Genomic DNA, 15333 nt, shown 5'->3' on the forward strand with positions numbered 1-15333 from the left:
GTTAGTGGGTAAAATAGTGATCCGAAAAGGGATCTGCTTGATAAAACTCTGATCCTTGTATTTAAGATCATAATAAACCTGATCTAAATAGGTGCCGACTTTTATTATTAAGCCTAAAAATAGCTGCTAGTTAGTAATTTGATGATCCCAAGTTAATATCATAAATAATGCCTTTAATAACGACTCACTTTACTGCAAACCACTTTTTGATTTACTGCTCAAGATGATAAAAATATGACATATTCAATTTTTTGTTACTATTTTGTGTTTTTTTAGTCTCATTTTAATTTAGACGTTACACTTTAATAAAAATGTCATACTTAGTCATAATAATGAAACCTACTCAATAGCCTAAGAGATAAATTGGAATGTCACGTAAAGTATTAGTCGTTGATGACGAAGCACCTATCAGGGAAATGTTGGTTTTTGTTTTAGAACAAAATGGCTTTCAAGCCATCGAGGCAGAAGATTATGATTCTGCAATAGCCGCAATGGTTGAACCTTATCCAGATATGGTGTTACTCGATTGGATGCTACCTGGTGGTAGTGGAATTCAAATTGCTAAAAAATTCAAACAAAATGAACACACACGCCAAATCCCTATCATTATGCTGACTGCTCGCGGCGAAGAAGAAGACAAAATACGCGGTTTAGAAGTGGGCGCTGATGATTACGTTACTAAGCCGTTTTCACCTAAAGAGTTAATGGCGCGTATTAAAGCGGTTATTCGCCGAGTAGCACCTACCTCTTTAGAAGAAGCAATTGAAGTGCATGGCCTGCGCTTGGACCCTATTTCGCATCGTGTTACCTCAGGGGGCAGTGAGCTTGATATGGGGCCAACCGAATTTAGACTGTTACACTTTTTTATGACCCATCCAGAGCGTGTTTACAGCCGTGAGCAACTGCTTGATCATGTATGGGGAACGAATGTGTATGTTGAAGACAGAACCGTAGATGTTCATATTCGTCGCTTGCGTAAAGCGATTGCTACGCTTGGACATGACCGCTTAGTACAAACGGTACGCGGAGCTGGTTATCGCTTTTCGAGTAAACTATAGTGTGCTTACAATTAAGCTTACTTAGTTAAGTAGCAATCTATTAACCTAGTTCAGTCAACTTGTCTGCTAGCGTTTATAAGGTAAAGAGCGTGTATGTATCGAGTTATTAACAAGCAGGCGCTAACAAAGCGGCTGTTTGTCTATTTTATACCTTTACTTTTAATTGGGGTGCTTATTGGTGCCCCATTTTTGATGTTGTTTTTGGGCGCTTTTTCGCTACTTATGTGGCATTACCATCAACTTTATCGGTTAAGTGATTGGCTGCATAACCAGCGCAGTTTTAACCCACCAGAAGGGGAAGGGTCGTGGGAGCAAGTATTTGAAGGCATCTATCAGCTGCAACATCGTAATCGTAAAAAGCGTAACGAATTGGCAGAGCTGATACGCCGTTTTCGTGACGGTGCTGAGGCGGTGCCTGATGCTGTTGTTGTATTGCAAAACGATTTATCAATTGTGTGGTGTAATCAACTTGCACTCAAAGTGTTAGGGTTACAATGGCCGGTTGATCATGGTCAGCGTTTAGATAACCTCATTCGCGATCCTAAATTTGCTAAATATATGCGCCGTAAAGAGTTTAGTGATGCACTGGAGCTTGAAAGTGGCCACAGTGTTGAGCAAGTTCTTGAGTTTAGGGTGATGCCTTATGCTAACACTCAATTATTGGTGGTAGTACGTGATGTCACCCGTTTAAAGCAGCTTGAGCAGATGCGTAAAGACTTTGTTGCTAATGTGTCTCATGAGCTCAGAACCCCTTTAACGGTTGTTACCGGCTACCTTGAAATGCTCGACAGTGATTCGCTTCCTCCGCCTGCAATGTGGAATAAGGCACAAACTACCATGCTAGAGCAATGTAAACGCATGGATAGTTTAGTGAATCAGTTACTTTCGTTATCACGTATTGAAGGCGCAAAACGCCACAGTAATGATAAGGCAGTAAATGTACCGCAATTGCTAAAACTGATTGAAACTGAAGCGCAGTCTATAAATCAAGATAAAGGCCATCAACTTATTTTTAATATTGATGCGTCACTTGATATTACCGGTGCTGAGGATGAGCTCAGAAGTGCGTTTTCAAACTTAGTATTTAATGCCATTCATTATACTAAGCCAGGTGGTAAAATTGAGGTGTGTTGGCAGCGCAACAATGAACAGGCATGTTTTAGTGTTACCGATAATGGTGATGGTATTGCACCAGAGCATATAAATCGCTTAACTGAGCGTTTTTATCGGGTCGATAAAGCCAGAAGCCGCACCACAGGAGGTTCAGGATTAGGCTTAGCAATTACTAAACATGTACTTACTCGCCATGGTAGCCAATTAAAAATTAACAGTGAACTGGGTAAAGGCTCCTGTTTTTCTTTTGCGTTTTCAAGCGATAGGCTGATCTCTATTCCGCCATTAGTGACGAGTAATACTGCTAGTCATAAAAGTGTCATTTAAGAGTCACACCATTGTCATGTACTCACTTTAGAGTGAACCGCAGTTAGGAAATGGGACGAACAAACTGGAGAACCCCAAAATGAAATTTAAAAACTTAGTTGCCGCAATGGGTGTGGCTGTTACAACATTTGTATCTGCGCAAGCAGTAGCATTAGAAGACGGTATGCCTGAGTATCAAAAAATTAGCGGTGTATCAGGTAACTTTTCATCGGTAGGGTCTGATACGTTAGCCAACATGATGACCTTTTGGGCTGAAGAATATAAGCGTATTTACCCAAATGTAAATATTCAAATTCAAGCGGCAGGTTCGTCTACTGCGCCACCAGCATTAACAGAAGGTACGGCAAATTTAGGTCCAATGAGCCGTGCTATGAAGTCGAAAGAAATTGAAGCATTTGAAAAGCGCTATGGCTATAAGCCAACACAAGTACGTGTAGCAATTGATGCATTGGCGGTATTTGTTCATAAAGATAACCCAATTGAAGGGCTGCGTATTGACCAAATCGATGCTATTTTCTCATCAACACGTAAATGTGGCGCACCAGAGCAAGTAAACCGCTGGAGTGATGTCGGTCTAGAAGGTGATTGGGCTGCAAAAGACGTGCAATTATATGGACGTAACTCAGTATCAGGGACTTACGGTTACTTTAAAAAGAAAGCCTTATGTAAAGGCGATTTTCGTAATAACGTGAACGAGCAACCGGGTTCAGCTTCTGTTGTACAGTCAATTTCAGCATCACTAAATGCCATTGGTTATTCTGGCATTGGTTATAAAACATCGGGTGTGCGTACTGTTCCGTTATCTAAAAAAGGTACTAACTTTGTTGATGCCACGCTTGAAAACGTAGCTCAAGGTAAATACCCACTTTCACGTTTCTTATATGTTTATGTAAATAAACACCCAAATAAGCCACTTGGCCCAGTTGAAGCTGAGTTTTTAAAGATGGTACTTTCGCAAGAAGGTCAAAAAATTGTAGAAAAAGATGGTTATGTGCCACTTTCTGCAAAGCTAGTTGAAGTTGAGTTGAAAAAGTTAGGCTTAAAATAAACCGCTAATAATTAAAAAACCGCTCAAATGAGCGGTTTTTTTTGGTTTACAATTTATGCCGATTGATATTAGTCAGCTTTACTTAAGTTTTCAGCTTGTACTTTGCATTGATTATACGCTTCGATGCATTTAGATGAGCAAACCTGTGACTTAAGGCTGTCGGTGGTTGTTTGTTGTTCACAGCTGGTTTCGCATTGATAACTTTGCTGAGCGCATTGGTTAAGTGCTGGATTACCTGCTTGGCTTTGGCACCCTGCCAATGCTGCAAAAGAAAAAGCCACTAGAGTGGTTTTAATAAAAGTTTTCATACTTATCCTTAAAGTGAGGCTACACCAGTATTAAACTTCAACCTGTATATTGTCGATTAATCTAACACTTCCTAAAAAGGCGGCAGCTAAAATAACAAATCGTGTATCTTCGAGTGTAGCAGCTTTTAATGTATCTCGTTGAGCTATCGAAAAATAATCTGGTTTTAGGCCCGCGTCTTCTAATGCGCTCTTCGCTTCACTTTCCAGTGTGGCAAAGTCTTTATTACCGTTTTCTAGTTGCTGCGCACAGTGTTTTAAGGTGTTAAATAAAACAGGGGCGGTTTGTCTTTCCTCAGTTGATAAATACCCATTACGAGAGCTCATGGCAAGGCCGCTAACTTCACGCATGGTGGGTACACCAATAATTTCTACTGGTATCGACAAATCACGGGCCATTGTTTTAACAACTTGCAGCTGCTGAAAGTCTTTTTCACCAAAGCAGGCGTAATCAGGTTGGACTAAGTTAAATAGTTTAGTGACAACTGTTGCTACACCTTTAAAATGACCAGGACGTGAGCCGCCGCAATAGCCCATCGAAATACCTGGTACATCAACAAAACTTTGCACCCCTAAGCCATTTGGGTAAATAGCCTCTACACTGGGGATAAACAAAATATCCGTTTCAAGATCGGCTAAACCTTGTTTATCGGCATCTAAGGTACGCGGATAATTGTCTAGATCTTCGTTAGCACCAAATTGCATCGGGTTAACAAAAATACTAACAACGACTTTGTCGGCCAGTGTTTTTGCTTTTTCTACCAACGAAAAGTGACCGCGGTGCAGGTTACCCATAGTAGGTACTAGTGCAACACTTAAACCCGCTTGGCGCCAAGCTCTTATTTGACTGCGTAATGATTTAATTTCAGTAATTGACTGCATTATTTAAACTCGTGTTCAGCGCTTGGAAAAACGCCGCTTTTAACATCGTTACAATACTTTTTAACAGCGGCAGGCATGTTGCCTGTTTCGAGTAAAAAGTTTTTTGAAAATTTAGGAATGTAGCCTGCAGAAATACCGACTAAATCGTGCATAACCAAAATTTGGCCATCGGTTACATTGCCCGCACCAATCCCTATAGTCGGAATGCTTAATGAGTCAGTAATACGTTTTGCTAAGGCACTTGGAATACACTCAAGCACGAGTAGTTGAGCACCCGCTGCCTCTAATGCTTTTGCATCGGCAATAATTTTTTGCGCTTGTGCTTCTTCACGGCCTTGAATTTTAAAACCACCAAATACGTGCACAGATTGCGGCGTAAGCCCTAAATGTCCACACACCGGAATACCTTGCTGAGTAAGTGATTTAATGCTGTCATGCAGCCATTCGCCACCTTCAAGCTTGATCATATTAGCACCTGCGCGCATGAGCTCTGCGGCATTTTTACACGCATCATTTGGATTTGCATAGGTCATAAACGGTAGGTCGGCAATAACAAATAGGTCACGGCTTCCAGCGCGAACACAGCGAGTATGGTACGCAATTTCTTGGTTTGTCACAGCGAGTGTGTCATCGCCACCTTGTAATACCATTCCCAAAGAATCACCGACTAAAACAACTTCAACGCCATTCTCATGAAATAACTTAGCAAAACTGGCATCATAAGCTGTTAACGCAGTGATTTTATTACTTTCAGCCTTCATTTTATTCAAAGTTGAAACGGTTATTTTAGACATAATATTCTCGCAGACAGTGGCCTTAGTTAATTACAGCGGTAATTGTTGTAAGTCGTTAAGCGGTAGGTTATTTGCTATCTGTTTGATAGATGCGCCGCTTGGTAAAATAAGTTCGGGTGCAATTTCTTGCAGCGGGTAAACAACAAACTCTCTCTCGTTTAATCCGTAATGAGGGACCGTTAAACGTTTTGTATTTATAACCTGCTCACCAAATAATAAAATATCAATATCCAGTGTGCGTGCGCCCCAACGCTCAGCCTTTCTGACTCGACCATGCTCCAGCTCTATGGCTTGCGTTAAATCAAGTAACTGCTCTGGCTGTAGCGAGGTATTGATACAGGCAACCGCGTTCACATAATCGGGTTGATCTTGTGGCCCCATAGGCTTGCTCGCATAATAATGTGAGCAAGCGATAAACTCGCTGTTAGGCAAGTTTTTAAGTGCAACAACAGCATCATCAAGTTGTTTTTTAGGTGTATTAAGGTTGGCACCTAAGCCTAAATAGACACGTTGCATTATTTACTCAGCTGGTTTTTTAGTGGTGCGCCGACGAGGACGCTTACGTGGTTTTGGTCCACCTTGATGACCTAGCTCTCGCACCATTTCTTTTTGGCCATTAATATCTTGACTCAAGTACTGTGTCCACCACTGTGCAAGCTCTGTATGCTCAGTTTCACCGGCATCAACACGCAGTAGTAAAAAGTCATAAGCGGCTTTAAAACGAGGCTGCTGTGTTAAGCGATAGGCACGTTGGCCTGCACGTTTGTCTAAACGTTGTTGAATATGCCAAATATCACGGGCGCCTAACGTAAAGCGTTTTGGCACTGCAATATGCTGAGCGTTCTCACTAAGTACTTTATTAATTGCTTGGGCAAAGGCATCGTATTCAGAGAGTTGTTCTTGACGTCGAATTTTTTCAGTACGTTCAACCAATGGAAACCACAGTAACGCTGCAAATACAAACGCAGGGGTGACTTTTTTCTCTGCATTAATGCGGATGTCAGTGTTTGCAAACATTTGCTTGATGAAAGTTTCTTCAAGCCCGCCTGGGTTTTTATCTAAAATTCGGTCAAGTTCTGGGAACAACGATTTAAATAACCCGTATTTGCGCAGCATTAAAAAGTTTTGTTGTGCTTTGCCGTTTAAAAACAGCTTGAGTATTTCTTCAAACAAACGTGCCGGTGGAATGTTATCAAGCAAGCTAGCTAGAGCGGTGATTGGCTTTTCGCTTGCAGGTGCTATTTGCATATCGAGTTTAGTAGCAAAGCGCACTGCACGAAGCATACGCACGGGGTCTTCACGATAGCGTGTTTCAGGATCGCCAATTAACTCAATTTGTTTTGCCTTTATGGCCGCTAAACCATTGGCGTAATCATAAATACAAAAATCATTGATTGAGTAATATAAGGCATTGATTGAAAAATCACGACGCTCGGCATCTTCTTCAATGCTGCCAAATACGTTGTCGCGAAGTAGTTGCCCATGTTCGCTTGATTGGCTAATTTGATTTTTGTCTTCTTGTGCTTCGTGATGGCCGCGCATGGTGGCCACTTCAATAATCTCACGACCAAAAACAATGTGCGCTAAACGAAAGCGGCGGCCAATTAAACGGCAGTTACGAAACAGTTTTTTAACTTGCTCAGGGGTTGCATTGGTTACAACATCAAAATCTTTGGGTTGTTGACCTAACAATACATCGCGAATGCAACCACCAACTAAGTAGGCATCATAGCCACCATCTTTTAGGCGATAGAGTACTTTGATTGCATTTGGGCTAAATTGTTTGCGAGAAATACCATGCTCACCTCGAGGGATCACCAACGGTTCACTGCTGATTGCGACATCTTCGGCACTGGCATTCGGGCCGATAATTTGTCGACAAAATTGAAAAAGCTTGGAAATAATAGTCTGTCTCCTAGAGAAGCGGTTGATTGACTCGCCATTGCAATCAAAATGACAACAAGTACCTTCTCATAGAGCTGTACTTACTGTTTTATGTAATTAGCATATATTTAGGCGGCTATCATATACCAGCAAGGTGGAAAAATTAAGTTGCAGTGCTGAAATTAAGCCATTTTTAACGATTTTATTTGAATTTGTTATACCCAATCCGCGAAAGAGCGTTAAATCTGTATTTCACGCGTAGTGGGAACGCGGCTTAAGTTAAAATGTGCCACGCCCCAAGCAAGTAATTGCTCTGTGGTTAAATCCATAAGTTGGTCGTGGGTTGGCAAACCTAAAAAGTTAAATACCGCTATCAAAGTCGGTTTGGGATTTTGTTTGCAAATAGCGGGGGCGTAATTTTGTTTAGAGAGTTTAAATCCGGGTTTTGCTACCGCTAAAGGTAAATGAGCAAATTCTGGAATAGGGTTATTAAGTTGCTTAAACAGACTTATTTGACGGGCGGTAGGTTCAAGTAGATCAGCGCCTCGTACAATTCGATTGATCCCTTGCTCAATGTCATCAATAACCACTACCAGTTGATAGGCAAATAAGCCGTCGCTACGTTTTATAATGTAATCTTCATGGGCCAGAGCAGGGTCAACGTCAATACGCCCCTGAATAAGGTCGTTATAAGTCACGGTTGCATGGCATTGAGTTAAGCGAAGGGCATGACCCTGTTCACTGAGTTGGCTATGTTTACATTGCCCTTGATAAATTCCACCTAGCGCTTTTATTTGCTTACGAGAGCATTGGCAGGCATAAATAAGGTGTTGTTTTGACAGTGAGTTTACTGCATCTTGATAGATAGTAAGACGCTGTGTTTGATACACAACGTTTTCATCCCAATTGAGGTTGTAGGCGTCTAAGGTATTTAGGATATCGGTGGCTGCGCCTTTAACAACGCGAGTGGTGTCTATATCTTCAATGCGTACTAACCATTTCCCTTGGTTAACTTTTGCATCTAGGTAGCTACCTACAGCCGCCACAAGTGAGCCAAAATGTAACGGCCCCGAAGGAGACGGTGCAAATCGGCCGCGATAGTCAGATACTTGCGCGGTAACGGCTGTAGAAGACATGGCTATAACTTAATTAGCCGCGTCCAGCTTGTTTTTCTTTAATTTCGGCAAGTGTTTTACAGTCTACGCATAAATCAGCAGTAGGACGTGCTTCTAAACGACGAATGCCAATTTCAATGCCACAAGACTCACAAAAACCAAACTCGTCTTCTTTAATTAAGTTGATTGTTTTTTCAATTTTCTTAATTAATTTGCGTTCGCGGTCACGAGTACGAAGCTCTAATGAGAACTCTTCTTCTTGTGCTGCGCGGTCAACGGGATCAGGAAAGTTAGCTGCTTCGTCTTGCATGTGTGACTTAGTACGATCAACTTCGTTCCGTAAATCATTACGCCAAGTTTCTAAAATTGTTTTAAAATGAGCACGTTGTGCTTCATTCATGTACTCTTCACCCGGTTTTTCTTGGTATGGTTCTAAACCGGCTTGAGCCAATAAACCATGTCTTTTTTGGTCTGGCATAACTCTCTCCTAAATCCTTAATTTAATGCCTCAGCATTAGCCGGCGGTATAAATAACAGAAACTCATACCCTAGGCAAATTTATTTTTAAATAATCGAATTAGCTTCAACCCTGTTTACCCATATAAAAGTAGCAAAAGCAGTGTTTATACTTTTTTATTACAGTATCGGTTTATAAACTGGCGTTGTTATGTGGGCAAAAATAATAAAAACAACTTATCTTTTACTTTTCGGTTAAGTATTTTTTAGGCGTAATACAATACCAGCGTTTAAAAGCACGCTGAAAAGCGCTTTGTTCAGAAAAGCCTAGCGCAGTGGCAATGTTTAACGAACTGAGTCCTTGTTTTAGTAATATAAGGGCTTGTTGTTTGCATATTTCGTCAATAATTTTGCTGTAGCTGGTGTGTTGTTGTTTTAAGTAACGCTGTAGGCTGCGAGTTGATAGCGCTAATGCCTGAGCAGCTTGCTGAACACTTAAACGCTCTGGCAGGTGTTGTGTTATTAGCGCTTTGAGCTGACTAATACACTGAGCTTCGTGGTTGTAGTTAATAGCCTGTGCGGCTAATAAAGTTTCTAGCTCGTTATTAGCGCCTTTTAGTGGGCAGTGTAGTAATTGGCTATCAAAGATCATGCTATTTGTTGTGCTATTAAACTCAATAGGACAGTTAAATACACTTTGATACTGTTTAACTTCATTGATGGACGGTTGTGGGCGCATTAATTTTACTTGGTTGAGCATCAACGGGGCTTGCCATTCACAACATTGTTGAGCAAAAGCAAGCCAGCTACTAAAAAGCTCATCTGCCATGAAGTGTGTGACTGGTGTTTTGGGGTGCCATTCTAGGCTGCTGTGTTGTGGGTGATGATGTAGGCTAATAACGCCAATGTTTCTAACTAAGGTATGCAGCTTTAAAGCATGTTGTAATGCGCTTAATAAAGAGTCACTCACTAAAGCAATATGCCCAAGTAATCCCCAGTTTTGCGCATTAAGCGCTTGACCAAACTCTAATCCTACTGTGTTCCTATTTAAGTGTTTTGCGCCAATGCTCATGAGCTGTTCGTAATCAGCAAGCGGGTATTTATAGCGACTGTTATTAAGTTGCTGCCCTCCTTGAGTAATATTATTAAGTAAGTGTTCTTTATTCAGACCTTGAGAAGCTAAGTAACTAGTTAAAGAACGAATAATTTGGCTACTTACAAAATACATAAAATATCCTTTTCTAGACGGTTAAAGTTTAAGCTGCCCTAACTGGCGCGCAAAGTCAATTTTGTGCGTTTGAGGTCAAGATTTTAATAAGTATTTACGGCATGGTTGTAAAGTTAAACAAATAATAATGACAAGGAACACCACAATGAAGCCCCATTTACTCTCACTTTGTATCGCCAGTAGCCTACTTTTAATTGGTTGTAGCGAAGACAATGACAATAACGTTGCACCACCAATTGTCGTGGTGCCTGATCCCGTTCCAGAGACGAACGCGCCAATAATTGCATTTGATGACGATAATAAACTTGATGCGAATATCCGTTGGACTACACTTCGGTGTGCCGCATATCACTGCTGATAACTTAGAGAGCTTAGCGTTTGGTAGTGGTTATGCTTATGCTAAAGATCATGCGTGTCTATTGATGGATCAAATTATTAAAGTGCGCGGTGAACGCTCGAAATACTATGGTCCAGATAAAGTACCAGGCAGTGGCGACTCAACGCATTTAATTTCTGACTTTGGTTATAAAGCCTTGGGTGTGAATGAATATGCTCAAGCCAATTATGATCAATTAGAAGAGAACAGCCGAGCGCACTTTGAAGGGTTTGTGCAAGGCTTTAATAAATACGTTACTGATACGGGGGTTGATAATTTAGCGCCGGAGTGTGCCTCTGCACCTTGGGTTACCAGTTTAACAGCACAAGATATGTTGGCGTACTCTATGGCTACAGTGCAGCTAGCCAGCTCGGCTAACTTTTTAGAGCTCGCTTTTTTAGCAAACCCGGGTGATGCGAATGAGTATCTGCCAATGCCTACGTCAGAGCAGCCAAGTGCTGTGTCTTCAATGGTAGGCAATATTAATCAGCGAGCAAAGCAATTTAAGCTAGAGAAAAAATTTGATCACTTAGGGTCAAATGGTTGGGGGCTTGGTAAAGATATGATGGCCAATGGTAAAGGTGGTCTATTAGCAAATCCTCATTTTCCTCACGAGGGCAATTTACGCTTTTGGCAATCACACCTAACCATTCCCAACGCTATGAATGTAATGGGGGGCAGTTTGCAAGGGATGCCAGGAGTGATCAATATTGGTTTTAATGAGCACATAGCTTGGACCCATACTTTTTCTACAGCACGTCATTTTTTAATTTATCAGCTAGCACTAAATGAAAATGATCGCATGAGTTACAGCGTTGAAGGTGATAATTATGAAATTACTTCAAAAACAATTAACGTTGAGGTAACTGTGGCACCAGGGACCACAATTACACTTAGCAAACCGTTTTACTATAGCCACCATGGTTTAATGATTGAAACACCTGCCGCAAATGGTTTAGGGTGGAACGACAGCCAAGCATTTACCATCAAAGATGCCAATGAGTTTAATATGGATGTGGTTGCTCAGTGGTCAGCTATTAATCAAGCAACCAGCTTAGAAGAGATGAAGGCCTCGTTTGCTAAATACGATGGCGTTTCATTTAATAACACCATGGCCAGCGATAAAGAAGGTAATGTCTTTTTTGTTGATGACAGCACCGTTTTGAAACTGAGTGATACCGCAAATATGGCAATTCGTTTGCAACCTGAATTGGTTGCACTTAGAGAGTCGACGGGCTTTGATTTAGTACCTGGTAACTTAAAGTTATTTGAGCCGCAAGGCGTTGTGCCTTTTGAACAAGCTCCCCAACTAAGTCGCACTGACTACGTACAAAACTCAAATGACAGCTATTGGGTTACTAATCTTGAACAACCTCTTGTGGGCTTTGCTGCGCAATATGGCGATGTTCATCAGCCATTATCATTGCGTACCCGTATGGGGTTGAAGCTCATAAAAGAGGGAGGCGGTGAAGACAGTAAGTTTGATTTGGCTGAACTTGAAAATACGCTAGTAGGCAATCGTATCTATTTAGGTGAATTAGTATTTGATGATTTAGTTGCCCAGTGTAAAGCGCGTGGCGCAACACCGGTTACACTAACTAATGGATCAAGTATTGACCTAACAGCTGCCTGCGCCGTGTTAGAGGACTGGAATGGCGCTATGAACCTTGATACACAAGGTGCTGCGTTAATCAGAGAGTTTGCTCACTTATTTAATGGTGATGAATACTTATATGATAATTTTGATGTGACCAACCCTGCAAATACGCCAAATACCTTACTTGCCGATGGCTCTGCGTTAACGGCATTAGCGCATGCAGTGCTTAATTTACAAAGCAATGGCGTGGCATTAAACAGTACTTTAGGTGAGCTGCAATTTGTTGAAAAAACGCTAGCAGGCGGCATTGCTTCAGGCGAGCAACTTCCTTGGAGTGGGCCAATGAGTGTGGAAGGAGGCTTTAATGTGTATCGTTTTGATCGCAGTAGCAGTCGTTCATTTTCTACAGTGATCCCATATATCGATCATCAAACATTGGATGATGCGATAACAGGTAAACCGTTAGCGTCAAATTTAACAGCCAGTGGTTACCCTGTTAATTACGGATCGAGCTGGATGTTTGTGATGAACTTTACCGATGATGGTCCTGTGGCAAAAGGATTACTGACTATGTCGCAAAGTTCAGATTCAAGCTCAGAACATTTTGATGATCAATCGCGTTTTTACTCAAATACGCCAGTATTAAGACCCATCTTATTTAAAGATGCAGATATTAATCTAAATTTAATTAATGAAATGGATTTATCAATGAGTAAAGAGTAAGCACACTTTGAGCGCCAGTACGAATGCTGGCGCGCTGTTTACCTAGTCAATAAACGGCACTTTTTCAATTAAAGTAACTTCACTCGCTGAAATGTGTGCTTTATAAGCTAATACTTCTACGCCTTGCTCAATGGCCTCGCTAAGCAATTGTGCATAGGCTGGGTCAATATGCACCGCAGCACTGACTTGTGTGATGCCTTGGTGCAGCACTGCAAATAGTAATACCGCTCGATGCCCTTGTTTTACCATGTCGATTAATTCACGAATATGCTTTTGCCCACGAACAGTTTGGGCGTCAGGGAAGTAGCCTTGACCACTTTGTGGATGATCTTCGCTCAGCAGCGTGACTGATTTTACTTCAACATAGCAATTGGCTTTGCTGCTGTGGGTAAGTAAAAAGTCGATGCGGCTGTTTTCACTGCCATACTTCACTTCACTTTGTATGTGTTGATAGCCTGTAAGCTCATCAATAACCCCATTATTAAGTGCTTCTTCGACCACTTTATTGGCGATAGCGGTATTTACACAAATAAGCTGTGATACATTATTTTGCGTCAGCTCTAATGACTGCGGGTACTTTCGCTTGGTATTACTGCTGGTGGAATAAAAGGCAGTAAAACCGGCATCGGCACAGCCCGTCATCTTACCCGTATTAGCACAGTGAGCGGTAAAAGTAGTGCCATCACTGAGCTCTAAATCAGCTAAAAAGCGTTTGTAACGCTTTAATAAAGTGGCAGATTGTAATGGCGGGGTGTACTTCATTTATGACTTCCTTATGTAACCTGAGCGCTGGATAATAAGTTTATTTCAAGTAGTTGTTTTAGCGCTAACTGCGTTGAGTTCATTTTTTCTAGAGATAATAAACTTAAATATTTTGATAGCTCAATATGTTAGCAAACTTAATAACCTGAGTTTAGGGTAAGTGAAATTGAGGTTTACAGGCCGGTTGAGGTTATTCACCTCAAGCAGTTGGGAACTTAAGCGCTCTATAGTAAACTCAACCGCACATTTAAGTGCAAGGATATTCTAACATGAGTGAAAAATTTGTTGTTCAATTAAGCGAGCAGTTGGCACCAGAGCATTGGGGCGAAAGTGCGTCATTATCTTTTAACGAACACGGCGCAACGGTTCATTTATCTGAGCAAGAAACATTAAAAAATGTGCAAAAAGCGGGTCGTACAATTGCAAATCAAGGCATTAAAAATGTTGTTCTTGAAGGTGATGTATGGTGCACAGAGAGCCAATGGGCTTTTTACCAAGGCTTTGTATCACCAAAAGTACTAAACGGTGTTGAGTTTGTTGATAACGCACAATCTGATCTTAAAGAACTCGCTGATTTAAAAGCATCGGCAACGTGGGCGCGCGAAATGATCAATGGTACCGCCGATGACATTTACCCAGAAAGCTTAGCTGAAAAAGCCGCTGAATTTATTCAATCACTTGCACCAGAGCATGTTAGCTATCAAATCATAAAAGGCGATGCGCTATTAGAACAGCAGTGGATTGGTATTCATGCCGTTGGCCGTGGTAGTGAGCGTCCGCCAGTATTACTTGAGCTTGATTACAACCCAACTGGCGATGAGAACGCACCGGTAAGCGCAGCACTTGTTGGTAAAGGTATTACGTTTGACTCAGGTGGTTACTCAATTAAACCAAGCGAAGGTATGTTGGGTATGAAGTGCGACATGGGTGGTGCAGCAACGGTAACCGCAGGTTTGGCACTGGCAATTAGCCGTGGCGTAGAAAAGCGTATTAAGTTGTTTTTATGTTGTGCAGAGAACTTAATTTCGGGTAATGCATACAAACTAGGTGACATTCTTACTTACAAAAATGGCACAACCGTTGAAATTGTAAATACCGATGCTGAAGGGCGTTTAGTATTGGCTGATGGCTTAATGGCCGCAGGCGAGACAGGCGCTCCACTAATTATTGATGCGGCAACCCTTACTGGTGCCGCCCTTGTTGCTGTTGGTCAAGAGTACAACGCATTGTTTGCCCTTGATAAAGAGCTAGTGCGTGAAGTGGAAGACTTTGCGTCACAAGAAATGGAAGCCGCATGGCCATTACCACTTGAAAAGTGGCATCAACAAAACTGCCCATCGCCGTATGCGGATACAGCAAATAGCCGCGCCCAAAAAGGCGGTGGTTTCGGTGGTGCATCTAACGCCGCTGGTTTCTTATCTCGCTTTGTGCCAAACGATGGCAAAGGCTGGGTACACATCGATTTAGCCGCTGCATTTAATATGGGTGGTAGCACAAGTCAATGGGCTTCAGGTGCAACTACACAAGGTATGCGCACCGTAGCACGTACCCTACTTGAAAAGGCATAATCTACTGAGATTACGCATTAGTTAAAAAATAGGTACCTTAGGGTGCCTATTTTTTTATCCGCCAAACAAGCAATTTTGTTTTATTTACGGTAAAATC

Annotated in this window: 15 protein-coding genes; 6 read left to right on the plus strand and 9 right to left on the minus strand. The window is 41.6% G+C overall.

Features of this window, described 5'->3' with window-relative positions; translation table 11 throughout:
- Window positions 1-368 precede the first annotated feature (368 nt).
- The 3 genes from phoB to L641_RS0115245 all read left to right on the plus strand — a co-directional run bounded on the left by phoB (window position 369) and on the right by L641_RS0115245 (window position 3546).
- Window positions 369-1058: a phosphate regulon transcriptional regulator PhoB gene (gene phoB, locus L641_RS0115235; protein ID WP_013465747.1), complete on the plus strand. Its 690-nt coding sequence runs from the start codon at window positions 369-371 to the stop codon at window positions 1056-1058.
- A 93-nt stretch (window positions 1059-1151) separates the two neighbouring features.
- Window positions 1152-2498 carry a phosphate regulon sensor histidine kinase PhoR gene (gene phoR / locus L641_RS0115240; protein ID WP_024602356.1) on the plus strand — a complete coding sequence of 449 codons (1347 nt, stop codon included), beginning with the start codon at window positions 1152-1154 and terminating at the stop codon, window positions 2496-2498.
- 79 nt (window positions 2499-2577) lie between these two features.
- The gene (locus L641_RS0115245) at window positions 2578-3546 is read left to right on the plus strand and encodes a phosphate ABC transporter substrate-binding protein PstS family protein (RefSeq protein ID WP_013465745.1); all 969 of its coding nucleotides are present in this window, start codon (window positions 2578-2580) and stop codon (window positions 3544-3546) included.
- A 68-nt stretch (window positions 3547-3614) separates the two neighbouring features.
- Here the strand turns inward: L641_RS0115245 and L641_RS0115250 are convergent, their stop codons facing one another.
- The 8 genes from L641_RS0115250 to L641_RS0115285 all read right to left on the minus strand — a co-directional run bounded on the left by L641_RS0115250 (window position 3615) and on the right by L641_RS0115285 (window position 10210).
- On the minus strand, window positions 3615-3854 hold the full coding sequence (locus L641_RS0115250) for a hypothetical protein (protein WP_013465744.1): 240 nt from the start codon (window positions 3852-3854) through the stop codon (window positions 3615-3617).
- Between the two features lie 30 nt (window positions 3855-3884).
- On the minus strand, window positions 3885-4733 hold the full coding sequence (panC, locus tag L641_RS0115255) for a pantoate--beta-alanine ligase (RefSeq protein ID WP_024602357.1): 849 nt from the start codon (window positions 4731-4733) through the stop codon (window positions 3885-3887).
- Window positions 4733-5527: a 3-methyl-2-oxobutanoate hydroxymethyltransferase gene (gene panB / locus L641_RS0115260; RefSeq protein ID WP_016900473.1), complete on the minus strand. Its 795-nt coding sequence runs from the start codon at window positions 5525-5527 to the stop codon at window positions 4733-4735. The genes panC and panB overlap by 1 nt, the downstream gene beginning before the upstream one ends.
- A 30-nt stretch (window positions 5528-5557) precedes the next feature.
- A complete protein-coding gene (folK, locus tag L641_RS0115265) occupies window positions 5558-6043 on the minus strand; it encodes a 2-amino-4-hydroxy-6-hydroxymethyldihydropteridine diphosphokinase (protein ID WP_016900471.1) in 486 nt (161 codons plus the stop codon).
- 3 nt (window positions 6044-6046) lie between these two features.
- Entirely contained in the window at window positions 6047-7345 is a 1299-nt protein-coding gene (gene pcnB, locus L641_RS0115270; RefSeq protein ID WP_024602358.1) for a polynucleotide adenylyltransferase PcnB, read from the minus strand.
- A 305-nt stretch (window positions 7346-7650) separates the two neighbouring features.
- A complete protein-coding gene (gene gluQRS, locus L641_RS0115275; RefSeq protein WP_024602359.1) occupies window positions 7651-8547 on the minus strand; it encodes a tRNA glutamyl-Q(34) synthetase GluQRS in 897 nt (298 codons plus the stop codon).
- 13 nt (window positions 8548-8560) lie between these two features.
- Window positions 8561-9004 (minus strand): RNA polymerase-binding protein DksA, encoded by a 444-nt coding sequence (dksA, locus tag L641_RS0115280; protein ID WP_013465738.1) that lies wholly within the window; start codon window positions 9002-9004, stop codon window positions 8561-8563.
- A 222-nt stretch (window positions 9005-9226) separates the two neighbouring features.
- Window positions 9227-10210: an AraC family transcriptional regulator gene (locus tag L641_RS0115285; RefSeq protein WP_024602360.1), complete on the minus strand. Its 984-nt coding sequence runs from the start codon at window positions 10208-10210 to the stop codon at window positions 9227-9229.
- Window positions 10211-10355: 145 nt separating this feature from the next.
- Here L641_RS0115285 and L641_RS23605 point away from each other — a divergent pair, with 145 nt between their 5' ends.
- Window positions 10356-10568: a hypothetical protein gene (locus tag L641_RS23605; RefSeq protein ID WP_253944065.1), complete on the plus strand. Its 213-nt coding sequence runs from the start codon at window positions 10356-10358 to the stop codon at window positions 10566-10568.
- The gene (locus tag L641_RS22385; protein WP_253944066.1) at window positions 10549-12906 is read left to right on the plus strand and encodes a penicillin acylase family protein; all 2358 of its coding nucleotides are present in this window, start codon (window positions 10549-10551) and stop codon (window positions 12904-12906) included. Before L641_RS23605 ends, L641_RS22385 begins: the two co-directional genes overlap by 20 nt.
- 42 nt (window positions 12907-12948) lie before the next feature.
- Here L641_RS22385 and sfsA read toward each other — a convergent pair whose 3' ends face one another.
- Window positions 12949-13668, minus strand: coding sequence for a DNA/RNA nuclease SfsA (sfsA, locus tag L641_RS0115295; RefSeq protein ID WP_024602361.1), 720 nt, complete (start codon window positions 13666-13668; stop codon window positions 12949-12951).
- A gap of 269 nt (window positions 13669-13937) precedes the next feature.
- On the opposite strand from sfsA, the gene pepB reads away from it, so the two are divergent.
- Window positions 13938-15236, plus strand: a complete 1299-nt coding sequence (gene pepB, locus L641_RS0115300) for an aminopeptidase PepB (RefSeq protein WP_024602362.1) — start codon at window positions 13938-13940, stop codon at window positions 15234-15236.
- Window positions 15237-15333 lie beyond the last annotated feature (97 nt).

This window comes from Pseudoalteromonas sp. TB41, from assembly GCF_000497975.1.
In the GTDB taxonomy this organism is placed as follows: Bacteria; Pseudomonadota; Gammaproteobacteria; order Enterobacterales; family Alteromonadaceae; genus Pseudoalteromonas; species Pseudoalteromonas tetraodonis.

What these genes read in the sequence shown, in the direction of transcription:
- phoB (WP_013465747.1), top strand. Translation starts at nt 369, where the DNA reads ATGTCACGTAAAGTATTAGTCGTTGATGACGAAGCACCTATCAGGGAA.
- phoR (WP_024602356.1), top strand. Translation starts at nt 1,152, where the DNA reads ATGTATCGAGTTATTAACAAGCAGGCGCTAACAAAGCGGCTGTTTGTC.
- L641_RS0115245 (WP_013465745.1), top strand. Translation starts at nt 2,578, where the DNA reads ATGAAATTTAAAAACTTAGTTGCCGCAATGGGTGTGGCTGTTACAACA.
- L641_RS0115250 (WP_013465744.1), bottom strand. Translation starts at nt 3,854, where the DNA reads ATGAAAACTTTTATTAAAACCACTCTAGTGGCTTTTTCTTTTGCAGCA.
- panC (WP_024602357.1), bottom strand. Translation starts at nt 4,733, where the DNA reads ATGCAGTCAATTACTGAAATTAAATCATTACGCAGTCAAATAAGAGCT.
- panB (WP_016900473.1), bottom strand. Translation starts at nt 5,527, where the DNA reads ATGTCTAAAATAACCGTTTCAACTTTGAATAAAATGAAGGCTGAAAGT.
- folK (WP_016900471.1), bottom strand. Translation starts at nt 6,043, where the DNA reads ATGCAACGTGTCTATTTAGGCTTAGGTGCCAACCTTAATACACCTAAA.
- gluQRS (WP_024602359.1), bottom strand. Translation starts at nt 8,547, where the DNA reads ATGTCTTCTACAGCCGTTACCGCGCAAGTATCTGACTATCGCGGCCGA.
- dksA (WP_013465738.1), bottom strand. Translation starts at nt 9,004, where the DNA reads ATGCCAGACCAAAAAAGACATGGTTTATTGGCTCAAGCCGGTTTAGAA.
- L641_RS0115285 (WP_024602360.1), bottom strand. Translation starts at nt 10,210, where the DNA reads ATGTATTTTGTAAGTAGCCAAATTATTCGTTCTTTAACTAGTTACTTA.
- L641_RS23605 (WP_253944065.1), top strand. Translation starts at nt 10,356, where the DNA reads ATGAAGCCCCATTTACTCTCACTTTGTATCGCCAGTAGCCTACTTTTA.
- sfsA (WP_024602361.1), bottom strand. Translation starts at nt 13,668, where the DNA reads ATGAAGTACACCCCGCCATTACAATCTGCCACTTTATTAAAGCGTTAC.
- pepB (WP_024602362.1), top strand. Translation starts at nt 13,938, where the DNA reads ATGAGTGAAAAATTTGTTGTTCAATTAAGCGAGCAGTTGGCACCAGAG.